Genomic DNA, 15,220 nt, shown 5'->3' with positions numbered 1-15,220 from the left:
CGCTGGCGCGCAACGGGTGAAGCGTGTCGCTTCCTCAGAGCAGCATTCGCACTTGCCGCACGCACTCGTGATCGTCGCTGAGGCGGGAGGTGCGGGAGGTCCACACCGCGTCGAGCGCAGGCCTGACGAGATCGAGTTCGGTCGATATCCCTTCCTCGCGTCGAAAGCGTTGACGGTTTTTTGCCTGCGCTTCGACGATCGCCTGGTCTTGTCGCAGAACGCGACGCAAAAACGGCCACGCGAAGAGGCTGATACCCCAACGCGGCGCCCATCTGTTCTCGACGTGAAGCGTTCCGTGAACGCGCGTCAGCGATTCGCCGATCGGTGAGAAGTGAAGGGTGAAGTACAACGCGCTGCCGTTGCGGTATCGATATTCGAGCTGCGCCGTGCCTGCGGCGGCCGCATCGAAATAGGCGCGCTCGATTTCGCGAGGCGATTCGAATAGCCGATAGAGCAGACCGCTCTGATCGGCATGGCCGTGATAGTCGACTTGCAGCGAGCCCCCCGAACGCGAGACTGTCGCCTCGGCCGTGCGGCGGTGACGGGGGCTGCGCACCAGACCCCGGTGCACGAAATGGGTATGTTGCGCATCGAGGAAATTTTCGAGCGCATCGACAGCGCGACCCTTCCACGTCGATTGCCAGACGAAACGCTGTGCCTGTGCCGCGGAACGATGCATGAACGCGGGCAGGAAATTCGATTGGATTTCCTTCGGGCCTTCGCCATCGAGCCTCACCCAGACCAGACTATCGAACTCCATCACACTGGCTGAGCCAACTCTCGCGAGCGGCAAGGGCGTCTGAGGCGCAAGGCCCGGGACGGCTACGCACCTGCCATCGGCGTCGAAGGTCCAACCGTGATAGGCGCATTGCAAACCGCTTGCGGTGAGGCAGCCGGCCGAGAGCGGGACGTGGCGATGCGGGCAGCAATCGTCGAGCGCGAATAGCCTGCCTTTTGTCGTGCGTGCGATGACGAGCGGCCGGTCGAGCAGCTTGACCGCGAGTGGTTTTCCCCGGACTTGCCGCGAGCGGGCAACAACGAACCAACTGCTTTCGAGTGAGGTCGGCCAATGGTTCATAGATCAAAGCTCAAAGCGCCGCATGATCGGTACGCCGATTCGTGTCGTCAGGGCTCTTAGCGCGCCGAGCGCTCGGCGCATAGGTTGCGGAAGATGCTCCGCAAGAACCGCACTATATTCGATCGCCGGCTTGCCGCCTCGCAGGCGCTTGAAGTGCGCGGCGCCCGCGCTCAGATTCAACGTGCCGCTCCGATGCATCGTGGTTTCCAGCACATGGGCCATGAGCAGACGATAGAGTCCTGCCGATCGAGGCCAGGCCGTGTCGTATCCGACGATGGGTGCGGTCAAAAGCGGCCCCTGCGCGAAAATGCCGATCACGGCGAGCAAACGATCGGAACGGTCCCGGAATCCGGTCAGCTCGAGCAGCCCTGCACGATGCCATGCGCTGAGGAACGCAGCGGTATAACGAGGATTGAGTTTCGAATACTTGTCGATGTAAAGCTGGGCGTAGAGCTTTTCGCTTGCGGCGAAGTCGGCGTCGCGAAACGCGCTGCCGTCGACTCGCTCGAGAGGCGTCGAGCGTAGCAGTTTCAGGTCCCGCCGCAAGTTCTCGTGATCGGCTGCGCATCGCTCGATGTCATCGAACAAATACACTTGACGTGAAGGCACGAGCTCGAATCCGGCCGCGACGAGCGCATGCAGCCAGTCGGCGTGCTGCACGAAATTGAGCGAGCGGAACCAGATCGCGCGATGCGGCCATCGCGCTTTCAACGATTCGCGGGCCGCGGAGAAGTCGATGCCGTCGGTCGACGGATAAAGATTCGTGCTGAGAAGCCAGTTGTTGATCGAGACGGCCCGATCGAACCCGTTTGCGCGCAACCAACGATCGGCCAAACTGATGACGCCCGAGAGCGGCCACGCCAGCCACTTCGGCAACAGGCGCCGCGCTTCTTCGAGGGCGTAGCGGCTGTAGGTAGTAAGCGGTGACGCGACCCAGGCATTCTCTTCATCGACATGGTTGACGACGGCTGGGAACGGCAGGTCGGCGAGTTGGATCGTCTCGACCTTCGCATCGATATTGACGACGTAGTCCTGCGTCGGCACGCCGGTGTGAAGCGCGGCAAAAGCCTCGGCCGACGCAAGGAAGCGCTCGCGCGGAACGTAACGGCATTCGCTCATGGCTCGGGCAGCACCTCGCCGTCCCATTCGATGTCTTGCGTTGCAGCTTCACGCATGTTGCAACGCTGCGCGAGCGCAAGCCGCGCATACGATGCGAGGTCGAGCAGCGCACCGCCGATCGGTCGACGATCGTGCGCGATGCCGATGACATCGAGCCCGCTTCGATAGTCATGAACCCAGCGGCGCAGCTCGTGCTGCTTCAACGCATCGATGAGCCCTGCCGTCAGCATGACGGCGCTTACCATTCTCGGTGTTGGCGACGAAGGTTCGATGCGGGCATCGAGCGTACCGTCGAGCGCGGCGGGCAGGGGATCATCGAGCGAGAACAGATGACAGCCGCTCGTCGCACGCGGGTTGCATTCGAGCACGCTCAGTTTGCCGTCGATATGCTGGATCCAGTCGAACGACAATTGGCCCGTGAAATCGAGTTTTCTTGCGAACGATGCGACGAAGCCGCGGATTGCCTCGATGCTAGCCGGCTCGAAATAGAAGCTCGAACTCGTTTGCATCCGCCATTTGGGGCGATAAAGACTGTGGGCGACGAGCCGCCCTTTGTCGGCGACGCTGTAGGAGCAGTACTCCGTGCCGGTCAGATACGTCTGAGCGACCCATCGGCCCAGTGGGGCGAGCTCGGGTGCGTCGTCGGGAATCCCATTCCGATAGAGCCGTACGTGAACGCCGAATCGCGAGAACTCCGGCTTCAATACGACGGGTCTCGTCCCGGCCCAGGCGCGCGCTTCACCGATCGATGTCACCGTCGATGACCGCGGGACTTCGACGCCGCACCCTTGCGCGAGCGAAAGGAAACGCCACTTGCTATGGACATCGCGCAACTTGTCGAAATCGTCCGCGAGCACTCGCACCTTTTGCGGCAAGCTTTGTCGGTAGCGCGAGACGAAAAATACTTCCTCGCAGGTGGGGACGACCAGCTCGATGGCATGGCTGCTGCAGGCGCGCGCAAGATCGGCGGCGAATCGCGCCGGCTCGTGACGGGGCGACGCGATGCGCAGTGTCGTCTTTACCGCCCGCGAAGCTCCGCTGATCGAGCAGGAAACGCTGTCCGCGACGGTGACGGTCCAACCTTGATGCGCGAAGCGACGCGCGTGGTCCAGCGCGACCGGTGCTCGCCCTCCGAGTATCAGAACGTTGCGCGTCATGGCGTTCCTATGTCGAATGCATCCTGTCGAACTGACTCGCCGATGGTCGCGTCACGCAAACGATCCGTCTGCGTTTGGCGGCGTTCGCGCGCGCTTCGAGAGTCGCGCGCCGCCAGGCGGGCGGCGTCATGCCCTGCATGCCGATCAATTCGTCGATCGCCCGGCGCACCGACGCGAACACGGCCTCTTCACCGTGTACGGCCAGATGCAGCGTCGCGTCGTGCTGCGCGAGAGTGTAATCGAGGACATGATCGCCGTGTCGTGCTATCGCATGCCGAACGGCGTCGGGAAAGAGGGGCATCAGGCGCCCGGTGGAGCGCGAGGGGAGCCAGAGCACGTCATCGACGCGGCCATCGATGGCGGCGAGCGCGCGCGTGACGCGCCCGCATCGGCATGGCTCGCCGCGCAACCGCAAAATATCGTCGAGACGATAGCGGACGATCAGCTGCGTCCGCCGCGTGAAGTCCGTGATGATCGGGACGAATCGCGTTCGCGTCTCGTCGAGCCATTCGGGCTCGATATGAACGAACTCTTCATTCAGATGCAACGATCCATGCTCGCATGTGTAAGCGAGAAAACCTTCCGTGCACTGATATAACTGGTGCACCGGCTTGCCATAGGCTGCGCGGATTTGCCGCTCGTCGTCGGGCTCGAGCACCTCCGCGACGGAGATGAGTTTGCGCGGCTGCAGCGGCAAGCGGCCGTCGAGCGATTCGCTCGCAAGCCACGCCAGAACACTGGCCGGCGCGACGAGGACGTCCGGATCGAATTTGACCAATGCCCCCGCATGAGTATGCGCACCCGATTGCAGATCGAAAAAACGAAAGTCGATGAGCCGACTTCTGAGCGTCGTATAAAGCGTGCTGTTCGCTCGCAGGAAAAGCGCGACACGCAAACGAGCCATTCGTCGCACGAGGCATCCGAGCAGATCGCGGTCCAGCGTCCGTGCGAGCAGGATGCCTGCCCATGTCGCGCGCTCGTCGCCGCTCGCGAGGAAGACGCCGGGGCGTCCTTGGGTGCCGCTCGACAATCCCGCCGTGAGCGACGGATCGAAGCCAGTCGGCGGCGGTTGCCCGGTTTCGGCGGCGCGCGCCGCCGCGAGCGCGTTTTCGAGTTCGATGCCGCGCGTGTTGAATCCGGAAAAATGTTCGAGCATCGTTTGCTTGTCGACAATGGGCAGCGATGTCAACTCGCTGACGCGCGCCTCTCGATAGAAGGCCGCCTGTTTCAAGGTTGTCGAGAGAAAGGCATCGAGCCGGCGGCGTTGCCATTGCTCGAGCGAAGCGCGATCGCGGAATCGCAAGCCATATCGCGTGCGGATGAAGGCCCGCACCATGCGCACGAACTCAGCGGGCCTCATCGCTCAGTTGCTTCCATGTCGATTCGCAATGCGATGGCACCATCATGAGGCTCTCTTGTCGCGCCAGGACTTGCCGAAGGGCAGCGAACGTCGAGAGATATTCCCGCTTGTCGGCAAAAAGCTGCGACGCGATCCAGGTCGGCGCGCGGTCATGCCTCAGCGCATCGAGCGACCAGCATGCGTCCGCGACGAGAAACACGGTGCGTGCTTCGGTGGTTTTGAAGAGCAGCCCGAGTTGGCCCGCCGTATGACCGGGCAATGGCACGCCGGTCAGACTCCCGTCACCGAGCAGGTCGAAGCCGTATCTGAACGGGCGCATCGAATCGGGCAACGCGACTCGCGGGCAATCGTCCACATAGGTCAACGACATATCGAACCGATCGGGAAGCAGCATACGAAGATAACCGCGACGCAATCCGCCCATGCGCGACGCCCGGCGCATGGCTTCGACTTCGGCTCTCATGACGAAGATCTTCGCCCGCGGATAATCGCCGATTCCCGCAATATGGTCCGCATGCAGATGCGAGACGAACAGATGCTTGATATCGTCCGGCGCAAAGCCGTGAAGTCCGAGCTGCATTGTGAGCGATTCGCCGGGGTTGAGCGACACCGGCGTGACGAGACGGTACAGACGCTCCGGAAAGCGCTGGGTCGCGGCAAAGAAGGCATCGCTGTACCCCGTATCGAACAGCATCGGGCCGTGCCGCGGATGGATCAGCAGGCACGCTAACGCGGGAAACGGAACGGCGGTGAATCGACCGCCTCGCTGAGCGATGCACTCGGGATGCGAGCAATGTCCGACCTTGAGGAGGCGAAATCCGATCTCCGTGCTCATCGATCGTCCTTGTGGCGCGCGGCAGCGGCGAACCATGCGGCCGTACGCGCGATGCCGACGTCGAGCGGGACGCGCGGCACGTAGCCTAGCAATGTGTGCGCACGCGTCAGATCGAGCGTTTGCGAAAACGCCAGCAGTCCCGCCGAATAACGCGTGATGGGAGGCTCCCAGTCCGGCCGGAGCCGCGCGGCCCGTTCGAGAAGCGCGGCGATCGCATCGACGAGCGGATAGGGAACGCGGCGCACGCGCAGTTCCAATCCGAAGGCTTGCCCGAGCTTCGCGAACATGTCGCGCACTGTCATCGGATCGCCATTGCTGATGTTGACGACGGCACGTTCGATGTCGGCTCCGAGCGCGAGCATGACCGCATCGACGACGTTGTCGATATAGGTCAGATCGATCAATGCGTTCCCGCCTCTCATCAGCGGCAGTCGCGATACTTTGGCGACACGGAAGATGCGCGGAAGCAGCGTGGCATCCCAAGGACCGAAGATCGCTCGCGGGCGCAGCACGATAACGGAATCGATTTGCGCGCGCGCGACGAGGTGTTCCGCGATTCCCTTGGTCCTCGCATATTCGTTGACGGGGGGCGGCAGCGGCTCGTCTTCCCGAATGCCCAGGCGATCACGAAAATCGAAGTAGAGGCTCGGCGTGGAGATATGGACGAGACGGGAGATGCGCCGGGCTTCGCATGCGCCGACTACCTCGCTCGTGGACGCAACGTTGGCGCGCTCGAACGCTTCGCGCCGGCCCCAAGGCGACGACAGCGCGGCACAGTGGATGACCGCATCCACATCGCCTGCCGCTTCCGCCAGCAAAGTCGCGCTTTTCGGGTCGCCATGCTCGAGCATGATGAAACGAGTGTCCAGGTCGCGCTGCGCCGTGCCGGCCAGCACATCGGCTGCGTGCTTCGAATCTCGCCCCGTGAAGACAACACGATGGCCCGAAGCGTTCAGTCGCCACACGATATGGCGTCCGAGGAAGCCCGTTCCACCCGTTACGAGCACGCGCATCTTCAGTACACCATGACCATGCCGCCCATCGTCACGCCGGCGCCCGAGCCCAGCAGCATGAACGGCTCTCCGCGCTGCAGCCGGTTGTCGGCGATTGCATGATGCAAGGCGCAGGGCAGGGAGGCCCCGACTTGGTTGCCGAAGTCGGCGAGGATATCGACGATTCGTGTTGCATCGATGCGCAACCGCTTGGCGAGATGATCGAGCGCGAGGCGGCTCGCCTGATGCGGGACGACGAGACGAACCTGATCCAGCTCGATCATTGCGCCGTCGAGCAGATCCGACATCAGCCGTGGGAGTTCGCGAGAGACTATCCGAAAGAGGCGGGGCCCGTCCATATGGAACAGGGTGAGAGGCATGAAGTCGACGCCTGGGCGTGCGGGATGGTAGCGCGAGCCGCCTGCTTTGATATGGCAATGGCTCGCGCTTTCGGCGTGTGTTTCGATGCACGACGCGAGGATGCACGATGCCTCGTCGGGCCAGCTTTTGCGGACGATGGCGGCTGCGGCGCCGTCGCCGAAGATGGCGGATTCACCGAGCGTCGACCAATCGAGCGAGAACGTCGCGATATCCGCCGATACGATCATCACGTTGCGATAGCGGCCGCAGTCGACGAGATAGCTGATCGTATCGAGCGCAACGAGGAACGACAGGCAGCTGGCGCCGATATCGAATGCGGCGATATGCCGTGCGCGATGGCCCAGTTCGCTGAGAATCAGCGCGGCGTTATAAGGCAACGCCTGATCCATTGTTGCCGATGCCGCAACGAGGCAATCGATGTCGCGCCATTCGAGACCGGCGCGAGCCAGTGCGTCGGCGCAGGCTTTCGCCGCGAGCGAGGCGGCGCTTTCGTGTTTGGCATAGTGGCGCGCACGCACACCGTAGCGCTCGAAGACCGTGCCGATCGGCAACCCGAAACGCCGATCGATTTCTTCGCTCGTCAGCACGCTTTCGGGAACCGCGACGCCCGTGCCGCAAATGCGAATATGACGTCGTGAGTCGTTCAAATGGTCTCCTTTCCATCGATGCCATTTTCAATGCCGCGAGCGTGTCTACTCCCATTGGAGATACGCGGGTCAGGCCGCCGGTCGCCTTGCGTCCGTCCCGGTCATGAGCGCACATTCTAGCGCGTCCGCCGAAGCTGGCACGCGGTCTGCTGACCTGAAAGATCGCACATGTCATCCCGGAGAAAGATCATGTCCACCAGCACGGAACCGAGCGTTTATAAGGTCACCGAGATCATCGGCACGAGCCCGACGTCCTGGGAGGATGCGGCGAAAAACGCCGTCGAAACCGCCGCCAACTCGCTGCGCGACCTGAGAATCGCCGAAGTTTGCAAGCTCGACATGAAGGTCGATAACGGCAAGATCGTCGAATATCGCGCCAGAGTATCCCTGTCGTTCAAGTACGAGACGTAAGAGGATCGTGCAAGCGGCGGGGTTCATCAGCTCGGCCGACGTTGCATCGCCGAGCCCATGGCTCGCTGCACGCGCGCCGTTGCCAGCGGCGCGCGTGCCCGGGTCATAGCGTGCTGTCGAAGTCGCGCAACTGTCGCTCGGCCTCGTCCCGCGCGATCCCGTAGCGCTCCTGGATTCTACCGACGAGATACTCGCTGTCGCCGTCGGCCACTGCGAGGTCGTCATCGGTCAGCTTGCCCCACTGGGCCTTCAGCTTGCCGGACAGCTGTTTCCACTGGCCCTTTATCTTGTCTTCGTTCATCGTCTGCTCCTTGAGTCGAGATGAGGCCAAAATCAGACAGCAACTCCCGTGCCGCCGATTGTCGCTAATCACCTCCGAGAGGCGATGGCCGACTGTGCCGCGATATGGTGTTCGCGCGTAACGAGGACTGCCACGGCGAGCGCCGCCGCATAGGCGATCGACACCAGAAAGTACGTGTGCTGCAGGCCGACGGCTTGGCTCAACCAACCGCCGAGCGCAATGCCCGTGATCGACGAAAACTGTGTGGTGCTCTGTGCGATGCCGATGAGATGCCCTTGGCCGCGGCTTCCGGCAGCATGCGAAATTAGCGACATCAAGACGGGTGTCGTTGCCGCGAGAAGCACACCCCATACGAAATAAAGGGTGGCGAAAACGCGAACGTCCCGGGTTATTCCGGCGGCGATCGTGACGATGGCGCATGCGGCGGCGACGTAGACGATTTTCCGCAACGCATCGGGAAGCGCCTTCTTTTCGAAGTACCGCGCCCAAAGCGATGCCGATACGGCAAAACCGAGAGACATGAGTGCGTAGCAGAGCCCCGTGACCCAATTGCCGGCATGGAATACCGAATGAACATAGAGCGAAAACGGGGACTGCGTCATCGTGCGGCTGGCTAGCAACATGCCCATGATGGCGAGCAATCCGCCGATCGGTCCCGCTTGCCAGAGTCGGAGCGGGCGATGCGTGCGCGGCGGCGCGCTTTTCGTCTCGCTCGAGGACGAGGTCTGCGGTGCGCGTACGTCGGGAACGGCGAGCACGACAGCGAGCGTGCAGGCGGCGCAAAGCAGAGCCGCGACGATATTGATCCAAAAGAACGTTGCATGATCCAGGATCACACCACCGCAGATCGCGCCGACGATCGATCCAACGTTCGTCGACACTTGCAGATATGCGAAGAGCCGCGTGCGGCGCGAGGGATCGACTACCGTCACGCCATAGGCTTGCGCGGGTGCCGTGTAGCCCGCGCACGCGCCCTGGATCACGCGCAAGGCGAGAATGGCCCATACGTTCTCCGCAAAGGCGAGCGCTGCCTGCGTCAGCGCAAGCGCAAGCAGCGCGCGGCACATCATCAGCTTATGGCCGGTTCGATCGCCGATGCGGCCCCAGCGCGCGCCCATCAGCATCATCCCGAGCATTGGGCCGACGTACACCGCGACCGCCGCGAACCCGAACTCGAAGCTCGATGTGGCGAGCGCTTTTAAGTGGACCGGCCAGAAAGGGCCGCTCATCTCCATGGCGCTGATGGAGACGAGCTGCACGGTGAACAGCAGGTGGACGAGCCTTGATGCTGGCGCCGGCAAGACGGTATCGCGTCTCATCGATCGGCTCTCGCGTAGTCGGGTTTTGCCGGCACGAGAGGATTCGATAGCCTGTGCTCGATCCGATAGTCCGAATACTTGAGCAGATGCATTCTCAGCACGGATCGGCTCGGCCACGGCTGCTCGAGGAACGCGGCACGTTCGGTTCTCCAAAGCGTGCTGTCGACATCCGAGGCAAAGAGATCGAACGTCCGAGCCGTCTCATCGCGGAGAATGTCCCATAGGCGGGGCGATGCGAGACCGTACTCCTGCGTCAGCAGCAGTGCGAGCTCGTGAAGATGGCAGACAAAGCACGCATGGAGCACGCATGAGCGCACGGGTTCGATGTCGTCGTCGAAGACGGTCGGCAAAATGCCCGGATGAACGTACGGCTTCAATTCGTACCCACGTGCATCGAGCAGTGGTGCGAAAGTCCGCCCGTCGCCGAAATCGCGCATCGCAAGCCGACGAGGCGCGCCATCGCGGGCAAACAAGACGGACGCGTTTTGCTGATGCGCTTCGAGCGCGATGCCGTAACGGAGATAGATGCCGATGACGGGATATGTGACGGTTCTCACGTATGCACGGAAGTATTCCTCGACCTGATTCGCCGTGGCGCGCTGGCCGTCGCGCTCGATCAGCTCGGACACAAGTGGACGGCGGTTTGCCGGCGAGCGCGTCGAAAGTGCGGCGACGGTGACGGGTAGGAGATCGTCGGACCGCTCGAAGGCACCCGCGCTTGCCCGATAGGCGACCGAAAGGTAGCGTCCCGGACCGTCCTCCTGCTTCACCGCATGTTTATAGTGGAACGCCACTTCCTCCGGAAAGATTTCGAGGGTTCCGGCAAGGCGAGCGTCGGCGGCGAGGATGCGCTCGATCACGCTGCTGATGCGCGGGCCCATATGGATCGACTTCGCTTGCAGGCTGCGTTGCTCGCTCGTGAGCCAGAGCGCAATGGGCAGCTTGATGAACGGCACGGGCCCCGGCAGCCGCGGCATCATCGTGCGAAACGACATCGTTGGCAGCGTATAGATGTCCGGCCCATCCACGATGAGAAGGCCTTCCCCGATCTCGGCCGCATATTGTTTGCAAACGAAATGCTCGAGATGCCAACTGTGGATCGGCAACGGAAGCCACTCGCGCTCGTGCAGCTCACGTTCGTTCAGACTCGCTTTCCATCGTGCCCAGACTTGTGGAAACTGACTTGCGAACCAGTCGTGGTAACTGCCGACGCGCGGCATGCATTCCATATAGGCCATGTCCGCGCGCAATGCCGCGATACGCACGCGGACGCAGGCGTTGAATTCGGGCGAGAGGGCCGCTACCTGGTTCCCGTCGAGATCCGGTTTGCTTTTCCACGTCGGATAGTACGGGTGCCCTTCGAGCGAGCCCCATCGATCGAGCAGCACCGCGGCATCGCGCACGGAATAGTGGCTGCGCAAATAGTCGATCAGTCCGGTCGCGCTTGCTGCCTGCATCTTCGCTCGGAGATCGGCCTCCCATGTCACGCGATGTACTCGCGCGAGCACATCGTTTTCGATGCTGTTTTCGACGTCGTGCGCGAGTCTTTCCACGCCGTCGTCAGGAGCGGGAAAGTCGAACGCCGGCCGCAGTATGTCGATCAGCTGGTCAGGGCTCTCGACGGCAGTACGTGCGCCGTTCGCGCCGATGAGCACGATGTCGCCTCGGTTGACGAACGTATCGCCCGGCGCCGCCCAGAGGTCGGAGAAGTGGAGAACGGCGTGGCGATGCCAGAGCGGCAGATAAGCACTCGTTCCTTCGGGAGCAAAGACAAGGGTCGCGCTATCGACGATTCGCTCGGCGAAGACGCATCGCACCATGCGCCGCAGCGCATTGCGACGCGACGCGAAGCGAACGGCCTGGTGCTTTTCTAGCGCGGGCGAGGCACTGTCATCGCGCTCGTCCGAGGGTAGACATTTTATGTGTTCCATAGGACTCCTGATCAAGACGGCCAGGTTCGAGGGAAGTAATCGAGCGCGGAGCCGCGCGATTCCCCCATGTAGGAGACGTTCCAGCGATAAATCTCATCGATGTACGGCAACCGGACGTTCAGGCGCCTTCCCATTTCAACGAGCAGCGCGAGGCCGTATGCCACGTCCTCCTGGAACGCGCGGCTTTCACGGTCGATCAGATAACCCGTGCCGCTGGGCGAGGGGACGAGCGGGGCCAAGATTCCGTCGTAGGCGCGATTCGTTCTGAGGACCGACAGCATGGTTCCGCTATCGGCGATCTGATCGCCGTAGGCCTCGACGATTTCCTGCTTGAGCGGCTTCACCGAAGAGAGATCGATGCCGAACTCGCGCTCGAGCGCCGTGCGCAATCGCTGATTGTCTTCGTCGCAGCGCTCGATGAAGTAGGCGCCGAGCTCCGGGCAATCATTCCACCAGCGGATCGGTTGCGAGAACGGCCGCCGGTGCCATTGGCCGTAAGGCCCGATGAGCCCGTAGATGACGGAGCCGTGCATGATCGGGTTGCCCGGCGTCAGGGTGATCTCCAGATAGTTGTTGAGCAGTTCGACACGTGCGTCGTAAAGCCGCTCCAAGTGCGCGAGCAAATTTCGTCTGGTTGCCGTGCTTTCGCGCACGTGCGTCGCGACATGCAGGGTCATCTTCGCGCCGCCCATCCGGACGGACACGCCGGGGTCGAGATCGGAAGCGATATGCGCGACGTCCTTCATGCCCCAGATGACGACATTCGGCAGCGTGCCGAGCAATCGTTCCGCGAGCCAGTCGTAGCCGCAAAATCCCGGGATCGCGCCCACGAAAACCGGCTTCTCGGTGGGCAGCGATTGAGTGATTCGGTGGAGCAGCGCGGCGCGCACCTGCGCCGGCACCGTTACGATGACGACGTCGGCGTTGTGAAGCGCTTCGGCTGCATCGCAGGTGACGCGGTCGAGTCGCACGGTTTGCTTCGTGCCGTCGGGCATGATCGCGCTCATGCGCTGCCCAGCGCCGAGGTAGCGATCGACGACCTCCTGGCGGCCGGTCAGCAATGAGACGCGGACGCCGGGGCGCGCTTTGAAGAGCACCGCGGCGAGATGACCCGTGCGCCCCCCGCCGCATACCGTGACGTTGAGCGGCGCCAGGCCGTCGTTTTCAGCATCGAGCGCGTTCATGCCACATACAGCCGTGGCGTCTCGCGCGGCTTGTCGATCGAGTGGTCGTTGCCGAGCCATTCGTCGAGCTGCTGCCAGACGCGCGGATCGAGCAGGTCGCGCTCGCGCAACCAGTCTTCGCTGAAGACGGTATGCAGGTACTTCTCGCCGCCGTCCGCGACGGCGACGAGCACGTTCCCGCCGATGATGCCGCTATGGGTCAACTCGAGCGCTTTGTAGATGACGCCGCCGGTCGAGCCTCCGACGAGCAGCCCCGTTTTGCGCGCGACGTAGCGGGCCGTTTCGAAGGCCTGGGCATCGGTAACCTGTACGCCCATGTCGATGCAGCTATAGTCGAGCACGAGACCTACCGTATCGCCAGCCGGCGTTCCGGTGCCCGACTGATAGTAGGCGTGCCCAGGCTGGCCGAACACGATCGAGCCGTCCGGCTCGACGGCGATCGTTTTCGTCTCCGCGTTGTGAACTTTCAACCCGTGCGCGATGCCGGTCATCGAGCCGCCCGTGCCGACGCAGCCCACATAGGCGTCGATGTGCTCCGCTTCCGCAATGGCTTCGCGCACGAAATCCGCATAACCGCCCGCATTGGCGGCGTTGTCCGACTGGTTCATGAAGACGGCGCCGCGGATCTCGCCGGCCAGCTCGGCTGCCATTCTCTGGCGCTCGACGACGGCGACTTCGTCCTCGCGATAATCGCCTTCCACATAACGGATCTCGGCGCCGAGCGCACGCATGACGGCGATCTTGTCGGGGGCGGCATGATGATCGACGACAGCGATGAAGCGCATCCCGAACTCGACGGCGGCGATCGCAAGCCCGATGCCGGTATTGCCCGACGAGGACTCGACGATGACGCCGCCGGGCTTGAGCCTGCCCGATTTCAGCGCGGCGAGGACCATGTTGCGCGCCATGCGGTCCTTGATGCTTCCGCCCGGATTGTTCTTTTCGACCTTCAGCAGCAGCCTGGCCTGCCTTCCCGGAACGGAGAGACTAAGAATCGGCGTATTGCCGATCAGATCGGTGACTTTGTTCAAGATCATGCCGATGCCTCCAGTGAAACGTCAGGTGAGATTGCCATGCGGCCCGCGGCGTCGAAGCTTGCGACGACGCGGCACGGCATGGGATGGCGATGAAACTCGTTTTCGAGCAGGTCCATCTGGTAGCCGGCCGTGTTGGCGTAAACGAGCAGGTCTCCCGCTTTGGGCCGCTTCGGAAAATGGACGTAGCGATTCGTGATCACATCTTCGTCGAGGCAACTGTGCCCGGCGATGTAGGCGGGCACGGTTGCGCGCGACATGCCGCGGTGCCGCGCGTAATCGTCGGCTTTGTCGTCTTCGTCGGCGGCGATGAGGATCGGATCGACGAGAAACTCCGAGGCAAACCACGTTTCACAGGCGCTGAAGCTGCTGCCTTCCGCGAAGACGGCCAGCGTGCCGTTCGCAAGCGACTTGACGCGCGTGATGCGGAACACGGAAAGCGCGGCCTGATCGACAAGGCTGCGTCCGGGCTCGAGCGCGAGGGTCAGCTTTTCGCGGTTCAGATACCGCGCGACCGACAAGCCCGGGGCACACGACGATCCCAGGAGTCGGCCGAGCCATTCGGTCGCGCCCAAGTTGCCGCCGTAGGGATAGAGCGAGGACGGAACGCGCGAATTTCGATAGTCGGATTCACGCTGATTCAGCAAAAACGCGTTGTAGAGCGCGCTATCGACATATCGAACCGGCATCCCGCCGCCGATGTCGAGCAATCGCGGCGAGACGCCAAGCGCACGCGCGGCGTCGATGAGCGGCACCAGTTCGGTGATTGCCTCGACGCGCGATTCGTATCGATAGCCGGATAGATGGAAATGAAACCCCTCGAACTGAAGCATCTCGGGTACGGCGGCAAGACGGCGCAGGCAGACGAGCAGGTCGGCCGCCGTCATTCCGAAGCGGCTCGCACGATAAGCATTAGGCTGATAGCGCAGCAGGATTCGCGTGGGACGTTCCGCGGCGATTTCACGCGCGAGCGAAAAGAGATCGTCAAACTCCTCGCGTGAATCGATCGCGATGAGCGCACCGGCGCCGATCAGCGCCGCGTGGAACACGCGTGTTTTCGCGGGGCCGGTCGCGCAGAGCCGGCTACCGTCAGCGCCGCAGCGGAGCGCATCTCTGAGTTCGTAGAGGCTCGACACGTCCACGCCGATCCCCGATTCCACTGCGGCGCGCACCAACGCGTTCGATTTGTTGACCTTGGCGCCATAGAACATCTCGAACGGCAGATCGTGCTTATGGAGCACGGCGCGCAACGCATCGACGTTCTCGACGAGCACGTTCGGCAAGACGATGTGGAGCGGGGAGCCGAACTGTGAGAGGAGCGATCGGATCCGCTCGGGCCATTCGTCGACGAGTCGCGCCACGTAGCGATGAACGAGCGGCGCAAGCGTCTTACCTTCGATGACGAGACTGCGCGACGAGATGCCCGGAACCGGCGGTGAAAAGCTGGCGGGATTCATGATCGCCGATGTCG

The 15,220-nt window shown here is 62.7% G+C and carries 14 protein-coding genes; 1 reads left to right on the top strand and 13 read right to left on the bottom strand.

All coding sequences use genetic code 11. From position 1 onward, the window contains the following. Positions 1-34: 34 nt before the first annotated feature. The 7 genes from C9I57_RS00240 to C9I57_RS00210 are packed head-to-tail and all read right to left on the bottom strand — an operon-like array spanning position 35 to position 7,569. A complete protein-coding gene (locus C9I57_RS00240; protein ID WP_107148663.1) occupies positions 35-1,078 on the bottom strand; it encodes an aromatic ring-hydroxylating oxygenase subunit alpha in 1,044 nt (347 codons plus the stop codon). Between the two features lie 3 nt (positions 1,079-1,081). Beyond that, positions 1,082-2,197, bottom strand: a complete 1,116-nt coding sequence (locus C9I57_RS00235) for a GNAT family N-acetyltransferase (protein ID WP_181321675.1) — start codon at positions 2,195-2,197, stop codon at positions 1,082-1,084. Next, on the bottom strand, positions 2,194-3,354 hold the full coding sequence (locus C9I57_RS00230; protein WP_107148661.1) for an ATP-grasp domain-containing protein: 1,161 nt from the start codon (positions 3,352-3,354) through the stop codon (positions 2,194-2,196). Before C9I57_RS00230 ends, C9I57_RS00235 begins: the two co-directional genes overlap by 4 nt. Before the next feature lie 7 nt (positions 3,355-3,361). After that, a complete protein-coding gene (locus C9I57_RS00225; RefSeq protein ID WP_107148660.1) occupies positions 3,362-4,714 on the bottom strand; it encodes a F390 synthetase-related protein in 1,353 nt (450 codons plus the stop codon). After that, on the bottom strand, positions 4,701-5,549 hold the full coding sequence (locus C9I57_RS00220; RefSeq protein WP_181321674.1) for an MBL fold metallo-hydrolase: 849 nt from the start codon (positions 5,547-5,549) through the stop codon (positions 4,701-4,703). The genes C9I57_RS00225 and C9I57_RS00220 overlap by 14 nt, the downstream gene beginning before the upstream one ends. Further along, positions 5,546-6,562, bottom strand: coding sequence for an NAD-dependent epimerase/dehydratase family protein (locus C9I57_RS00215; protein ID WP_107148658.1), 1,017 nt, complete (start codon positions 6,560-6,562; stop codon positions 5,546-5,548). Before C9I57_RS00215 ends, C9I57_RS00220 begins: the two co-directional genes overlap by 4 nt. A gap of 2 nt (positions 6,563-6,564) precedes the next feature. After that, positions 6,565-7,569, bottom strand: coding sequence for a 3-oxoacyl-[acyl-carrier-protein] synthase III C-terminal domain-containing protein (locus tag C9I57_RS00210; RefSeq protein ID WP_107148657.1), 1,005 nt, complete (start codon positions 7,567-7,569; stop codon positions 6,565-6,567). A gap of 189 nt (positions 7,570-7,758) precedes the next feature. Here C9I57_RS00210 and C9I57_RS00205 point away from each other — a divergent pair, with 189 nt between their 5' ends. Next, on the top strand, positions 7,759-7,980 hold the full coding sequence (locus tag C9I57_RS00205) for a dodecin family protein (protein WP_107148656.1): 222 nt from the start codon (positions 7,759-7,761) through the stop codon (positions 7,978-7,980). A 103-nt stretch (positions 7,981-8,083) separates the two neighbouring features. Here C9I57_RS00205 and C9I57_RS00200 read toward each other — a convergent pair whose 3' ends face one another. The 6 genes from C9I57_RS00200 to C9I57_RS00175 all read right to left on the bottom strand — a co-directional run bounded on the left by C9I57_RS00200 (position 8,084) and on the right by C9I57_RS00175 (position 15,206). Beyond that, the gene (locus C9I57_RS00200; RefSeq protein WP_107148655.1) at positions 8,084-8,281 is read right to left on the bottom strand and encodes a CsbD family protein; all 198 of its coding nucleotides are present in this window, start codon (positions 8,279-8,281) and stop codon (positions 8,084-8,086) included. A 68-nt stretch (positions 8,282-8,349) separates the two neighbouring features. Further along, positions 8,350-9,600, bottom strand: a complete 1,251-nt coding sequence (locus C9I57_RS00195; RefSeq protein ID WP_107148654.1) for an MFS transporter — start codon at positions 9,598-9,600, stop codon at positions 8,350-8,352. Continuing rightward, the gene (locus C9I57_RS00190; protein ID WP_258187422.1) at positions 9,597-11,531 is read right to left on the bottom strand and encodes an IucA/IucC family protein; all 1,935 of its coding nucleotides are present in this window, start codon (positions 11,529-11,531) and stop codon (positions 9,597-9,599) included. Before C9I57_RS00190 ends, C9I57_RS00195 begins: the two co-directional genes overlap by 4 nt. Positions 11,532-11,542: 11 nt before the next feature. After that, a complete protein-coding gene (locus C9I57_RS00185; RefSeq protein WP_107148653.1) occupies positions 11,543-12,715 on the bottom strand; it encodes an NAD/NADP-dependent octopine/nopaline dehydrogenase family protein in 1,173 nt (390 codons plus the stop codon). Then, complete coding sequence (locus tag C9I57_RS00180) at positions 12,712-13,752, bottom strand: PLP-dependent cysteine synthase family protein (protein ID WP_107148652.1); 1,041 nt, start codon at positions 13,750-13,752, stop codon at positions 12,712-12,714. The genes C9I57_RS00185 and C9I57_RS00180 overlap by 4 nt, the downstream gene beginning before the upstream one ends. Then, positions 13,749-15,206 (bottom strand): Y4yA family PLP-dependent enzyme, encoded by a 1,458-nt coding sequence (locus tag C9I57_RS00175; protein ID WP_258187421.1) that lies wholly within the window; start codon positions 15,204-15,206, stop codon positions 13,749-13,751. Before C9I57_RS00175 ends, C9I57_RS00180 begins: the two co-directional genes overlap by 4 nt. Positions 15,207-15,220: the final 14 nt, after the last annotated feature.

It is taken from the genome of Trinickia symbiotica (assembly GCF_003028655.1).
GTDB lineage: Bacteria > Pseudomonadota > Gammaproteobacteria > Burkholderiales > Burkholderiaceae > Trinickia > Trinickia symbiotica_A.
The sequence above is the reverse complement of the archived record's forward strand: the minus strand, read 5'-3'. Positions and strand labels throughout refer to the sequence as shown.

Coding starts and splice junctions, on each gene's coding strand:
- C9I57_RS00220 (WP_181321674.1), bottom strand. CDS start 5,549: ATGAGCACGGAGATCGGATTTCGCCTCCTCAAGGTCGGACATTGCTCG.
- C9I57_RS00190 (WP_258187422.1), bottom strand. CDS start 11,531: ATGGAACACATAAAATGTCTACCCTCGGACGAGCGCGATGACAGTGCC.
- C9I57_RS00200 (WP_107148655.1), bottom strand. CDS start 8,281: ATGAACGAAGACAAGATAAAGGGCCAGTGGAAACAGCTGTCCGGCAAG.
- C9I57_RS00180 (WP_107148652.1), bottom strand. CDS start 13,752: ATGATCTTGAACAAAGTCACCGATCTGATCGGCAATACGCCGATTCTT.
- C9I57_RS00195 (WP_107148654.1), bottom strand. CDS start 9,600: ATGAGACGCGATACCGTCTTGCCGGCGCCAGCATCAAGGCTCGTCCAC.
- C9I57_RS00230 (WP_107148661.1), bottom strand. CDS start 3,354: ATGACGCGCAACGTTCTGATACTCGGAGGGCGAGCACCGGTCGCGCTG.
- C9I57_RS00225 (WP_107148660.1), bottom strand. CDS start 4,714: ATGAGGCCCGCTGAGTTCGTGCGCATGGTGCGGGCCTTCATCCGCACG.
- C9I57_RS00235 (WP_181321675.1), bottom strand. CDS start 2,197: ATGAGCGAATGCCGTTACGTTCCGCGCGAGCGCTTCCTTGCGTCGGCC.
- C9I57_RS00175 (WP_258187421.1), bottom strand. CDS start 15,206: ATGAATCCCGCCAGCTTTTCACCGCCGGTTCCGGGCATCTCGTCGCGC.
- C9I57_RS00240 (WP_107148663.1), bottom strand. CDS start 1,078: ATGAACCATTGGCCGACCTCACTCGAAAGCAGTTGGTTCGTTGTTGCC.
- C9I57_RS00205 (WP_107148656.1), top strand. CDS start 7,759: ATGTCCACCAGCACGGAACCGAGCGTTTATAAGGTCACCGAGATCATC.
- C9I57_RS00215 (WP_107148658.1), bottom strand. CDS start 6,562: ATGCGCGTGCTCGTAACGGGTGGAACGGGCTTCCTCGGACGCCATATC.
- C9I57_RS00185 (WP_107148653.1), bottom strand. CDS start 12,715: ATGAACGCGCTCGATGCTGAAAACGACGGCCTGGCGCCGCTCAACGTC.